This window comes from Streptomyces sp. P5F9 (genome assembly GCF_057961495.1).
This window is the reverse complement of the sequence record NZ_JBXVPZ010000598.1, coordinates 1-5,051: the sequence shown is the minus strand read 5'-3', so window position 1 is coordinate 5,051 and position 5,051 is coordinate 1. Positions and strand designations below refer to the sequence as shown.

General features: G+C 68.7%; 1 protein-coding gene and 1 pseudogene. Both read left to right on the top strand.

The window, feature by feature from the left end; all coding sequences use genetic code 11:
• The first annotated feature begins 676 nt into the window (after positions 1-676).
• On the top strand, positions 677-2,638 hold the full coding sequence (locus AC31A1_RS46505) for a hypothetical protein (RefSeq protein ID WP_489659113.1): 1,962 nt from the start codon (positions 677-679) through the stop codon (positions 2,636-2,638).
• Positions 2,639-2,705: 67 nt separating this feature from the next.
• A pseudogene (locus tag AC31A1_RS46500) lies at positions 2,706-4,993 on the top strand (Tn3 family transposase); the annotation flags it as partial.
• Between the last annotated feature and the right edge of the window lie 58 nt (positions 4,994-5,051).

The following is a 5,051-nucleotide window of genomic DNA, read 5'->3' as shown; positions in this document are numbered from 1 at the left end:
CCCACGCCCCGCAGTTGACCCCACGACCTGATGCCCCCTCCAGTGCCACTCTCGTCGCACCCGGTTGAACCGCCGCCAACTCGGCCAGCAACTGCCCGCCGTCCGTGGGGCGGTGGACCGGGACGGCCCTGACTAGGGCGGCAAGGACCAGTCCGAGAGTGTCGGCTCAGGTGCCGCTTGCACCGTTTGACCGCTGGTGCGTGAACTCCCCAGAGTCGGCATGCGCTCAACTCGGCACGCGACGCCCCGACTTCCAGCACCTACGTCAACAGCCTAGTGTCGTCAGTCTGCGGTGAAATTCTCTTGTCATCCCCCTTGATGTCGGCAAAGTGTCGACAGTACTGTTCCGATCGAACCTCGCTTGAGGGGAACGTTCAGGTGTGCGCGCCTCGGGGCAGCCCCTTCCGGCGAGGCATCGAGGCGGGCGCCGCGCACTGCCTCGGCGCCCGCCGGAACCCTCGCTCTGCCGGACAGCAACCAACTGCCCGACGCACCCTGACCCGAGCCCATCGCAGCAGCACGCTCTCATCGGTTCACCCGTTATCGCTCACTCGCTCACCGCCCCGACCGGCCCGCGGTGTCGGACGGCATGCCCGAAACACACTGGAAGACAAGGGAGTTCACAGTGGTACGCACAAGCAGCAAGGAAGCAGACCGGCAGGTCGCACCATCCTTGATGGAACGGGACGTCACCTACCGGGCCCGGAACCGCGCACTCCTGGTGGCAGTTGCCGGCCTCGCGATGACCCCTGCGCTGGTTGTCCCGGCCTCGGCCCAGTCCGCGCAGAAGGGCGCGAAGAGCGGCAAGACCATCACCGTGAAGTCCGGCGAGACCCTGGAACTCCAGGAGACCACCACGGCGGACGTACTCAACATCGCGGAAGGCGGCGCCATCGCCGCACCGGCCGGGTACAGCGTCAGTCTCACCGTCAACGGCGTCGAGACGGGCTCGAAGCTGGACGATCTCTACGACAACGACGGCATCGTGACCCACATAGCGGCCGGCACCTACCGCGGTGAGGTGGTGATCGCCGTCGCGGTGGCGAACACCATCACGTACAACAGCCGGAGCTGGCCCATCCGGCAGGCCGTGTACATCGACACCGACGGTGTGAACAAGGCAAGGTCCGTACTGTCGGCCGTCCTCGGTGGCCGCGTGCGCGACAGCTCGGCGACCGGGCTGCAACTGGTCTCGAAGGGCGAGGCGTTCAACGGTGTGTACGTGGCCGGCGGCTCGTACGAGCTGAACTCTCCGCGCATCCGGTTCGACGGCAATGGCCGCTGCGACTTCATCGGCTACGGGGCGTCCATCGTAGGCACTGGTGAAGGCACCACGCTCGTCGTCGACGACGCGCACATCGACAACCGCGGTGTCGTGCGCACTGCCGTGATCGCCGACGCCACCGCCACCGTGGTGGTGAAGAACTCGACCATCAAGGTCGCGGACGGTGAACTGCCCGCCGATTACCAGGACACCGGCGACACCTCGTTCATGATGACCTGCCCCTGGCTGCTGGGCGTCTACGGAACGGTCCGGGCGACCAACCTGCTCGGCACCAACACCAAGGCCACCTACCTCAACACCTCCATCACCAACGAGAACTGGGGCCTGCTCTCGGTCGATTCGGGGAAGAACTGCACTCTCACCGCGGTCAACTGCGACCTCAAGCACACCGGCACCTCCGGATACGGCACCTACGCCATCGGCAACACCACCGAGCACCTGCTCGGCAACGACTGGGACGTCGCGACCTACGCTTCGATCCTCTGGGGCGCCGCTCTGATCCACTACGGCGACAGCAGCCCGGCCGCGGTCAAGGCCCTCAACGACTCGGCGTCACTGGGACTGACCGCTCGGGACATCGCCTCCGTCCGCACCCGCCGCACGCGCATCAACTCCAAGCGCTTCGGCTTCATGTGGCAGTCCACCGGTCCCCTGGTCATTGACGGCGGAACCCAGGTCACCACGCGGGAGACCACGTTCCTGTCCAAGGCGTCAGCCTCCTCGGTCACCGTGGACGGCTCGAAGGGAGCCCGCCTCACGCCGGCCAACGGCGTGCTGTACCAGCTGATGGACAATGACAATCCCGGCAAGGTGGTTGTCGCCGGCTACCCGTGGACGGCCAACTACACGGCGTCGTACACCCAGCCGACCGCCGCCGCGGTGAAGTCGACGAGCTTCGACCCGACGACGGCTCAGACCGCCGACGCGACGGGCACGTTCACCGACATCTCCCTCAAGGGTGACTTTTACAACGGAGTGCTCGGCGGCGGGGTGGGTTCGCTGCAAGGCAAGAACCTCGTGCTGGACTTCACGCGCAGCACGGTCGAGGGCGTCATCTCGGCCAGCACGGCGGTCCACAACGTGAGCACGATCAACAAGGCGAACTTCGACCAGCTCGGCGTCGTCAGGAACACTCCTTCGGCGGTCGTCAACAACGGCGTCATCGTGACTCTGGACAGCGGCTCCACCTGGACGGTCACCGGGACCTCGTACCTGAGCGCCCTGGCCCTGGCCTCCGACGCCGCCGTCAAGGCCCCCCGGGGCAAGAAGGTGACCTTGACGGTCGACGGCACGGCCACCGAGATCAAGGCGGGCAGCTCCTACACCGGGGCGCTCACGTTGACCGTGGCGTGATCCGGGCATGACGCGGCCCCCGGGATGTCACCGCATCCCGGGGGCCACGGCACGCCCACCGGATCCGGGGATGGGTGAGCTGGACGTGTCGGCGATACAGCCGCGGCGGCCGGCGGAGCTGTCCCGGTACGGGGTGGACGGCAAGGCGTCACTGCTCAAGCGGCGCGGGGACGCCCGCTGGCTGGCGACGCTGCTGGCCACGTCGGTGTATCTGACGACGCGGGCGGTCGATGACGCACTGGACCTGCTGGAGGTGCTGATCGCGACCAAGCTGCTGGCCAAGGCGGAGCGGGAGACGGCCAAGGAGAAGATCAAGACGCTGCCGAGGGTGGAGCGGGCCTCGGCGAAGCTGGCGACGGCGTTCCAGGTCGTGTTCGACACCACCGCCGAGCAGGTCGACACCGACACCGGCGAGGTGTCCGGGCCGAAGGTCGCCTCGTTCGAGGCGATGTGGGAGCAGATCGAGGCGGTGGTGCCGCGCAGCGAGCTGGCGGCGGCGATTGCCGCGCTGTTCGCGCAGACTCCGCCGCTGGACGCGGACGAGGCGTGGCGGGCGATGCTGGTCACCCGGTTCGCCACCGTGCGGTCGTTCCTCAAGCTCCTGGTGAAGGTGGTCGACTTCGGCGCGAGTCCGGAAGGGCTGCCGGTCCTGACGGCGTTGAGGACGCTGCCGGAGCTGATGGGCCGTAAGAAGGTGGGACCTGCGGAGATCGACACCGGTCTGCTGAGCGGGTCGTGGCGGCGCCTGGTCCTGTCCGCTTCGCATCTGGAGCCGGGCACGGTGGACTGGAAGGCGTACGTGTTCTGCGTGCTGGAGCAGTTCCATCGGCTGCTGCGGAGCAAGCAGGTGTTCGCGAAGAACTCCTCGAAGTGGGGCGACCCGCGGGCGAAGCTGCTGGACGGTGAGGCGTGGGAGCAGGCCAAGCCCACCGTGCTCGCCTCGCTGGGCCTGCCTGAGGGGGCGGGCGACCATCTGGCGGCGCGGGCCGCGCTGCTGGACGGCACCTACCGGGAGGTCGCCGGGGGGCTGCCGGACAACGCGCAGGTCGTCTTCGACAACGACCGGCGTCTGCACTTCGCCGCCCTTCAGCCGGAGCCCGAACCGCTCTCGCTGCTGGAGTTGCGGGCGGCGGTGAACGCGATGCTGCCGCGGGTGGACCTGCCGGAGGTGCTGCTGGAGGTGTTCTCCTGGACTGGCGCCGACCAGGCGTTCACCTCGGGCACCGGCGGTGAGGCGAGGCTGAAGGACTTGCCCGTGACGATCGCGGCGTTGCTGGTCGCGCACGGCTGCAACGTCGGCTACACCCCCGTGATCAGCGGGATCGACGCGCTGAAGTACGGGCGGCGAACGCCACCCTGATCGAGGCCCAGGCCGCGATCGGGCTGGCGCAGGCGTGGGGCGGCGGGCTGGTCGCCTCGGTGGACGGGATGCGGTTCGTGGTGCCGGTGCCGAGCGTGTACGCGCGGCCGAACCCGAAGTACTTCGGGCGCCGGGGCGGCGCAACCTGGCTGAACATGATCAACGACCAGGCGGCGGGGCTCGGCGGGAAGGTGGTAGCCGGCACTCCGCGCGACTCGCTGTACGTGCTGGACGTTCTCTACGACCGCGACGGCGGCAAGCGCCCCGAAATGATCGTCACGGACACCGCGAGCTACAGCGACATCGTCTTCGGGCTGCTCACCCTCGCCGGGTACACCTACGCGCCGCAGCTGGCGGGTCTGCCGGACCAGAAGATGTGGCGCATCGACCGCGCGGCCGACTACGGGGCCTTCCAGGACGCGGCCCGCGGCCGGGTCGACCTGGTCCGCATCGAGCGGCACTGGGAGGACATCCTGCGGATCATCGGCTCCATCCATACCGGTGCGGTCCGCGCCTACGACGTGATCCGGATGCTGTCCCGGGACGGACGGCCGACCCCGTTGGGGGACGCGATCGCGCACTACGGGCGGATCGCCAAGTCCCTGCACACTCTGCGCCTGGCCGACGAGCCCGGCTACCGCCGCCAGATCAAGGCCCAGGCCAACCCCCAGGAGGGCCGCCACGCGCTCGCCCGGAAGATCTTCCACGGCCGGGCCGGGCAGCTCTACCAGCGCTACCAGGACGGCATGGAGGACCGGATCGGCGCCCTCGGACTCGTCCTCAACGCCCTGGTGCTGTTCAACACCCGCTACATGGACGCCGCCGTCACGCAGCTGCGCGCCGATGAGTTCGAGGTTCGGGACGCGGACGTGGCCCGCCTCTCGCCGTTCGTGCGGCACCACATCAACATGCTGGGCCGCTACTCCTTCTCCCTGCCGGACCTGCCCGGCGGCCTGCGCCCCCTGCGCGACGTGGACGCAGTCGACGAGGAGTGAGCAGCGTTCAGCGGACCGGCGCGCCCGGGTGCCAAGGAGCGTCCGGGCGGGTGGGGCG

Bases quoted from the DNA above. Each gene is read 5' to 3' on its own strand.
- AC31A1_RS46505 (WP_489659113.1), top strand. From the start codon at position 677: ATGGAACGGGACGTCACCTACCGGGCCCGGAACCGCGCACTCCTGGTG.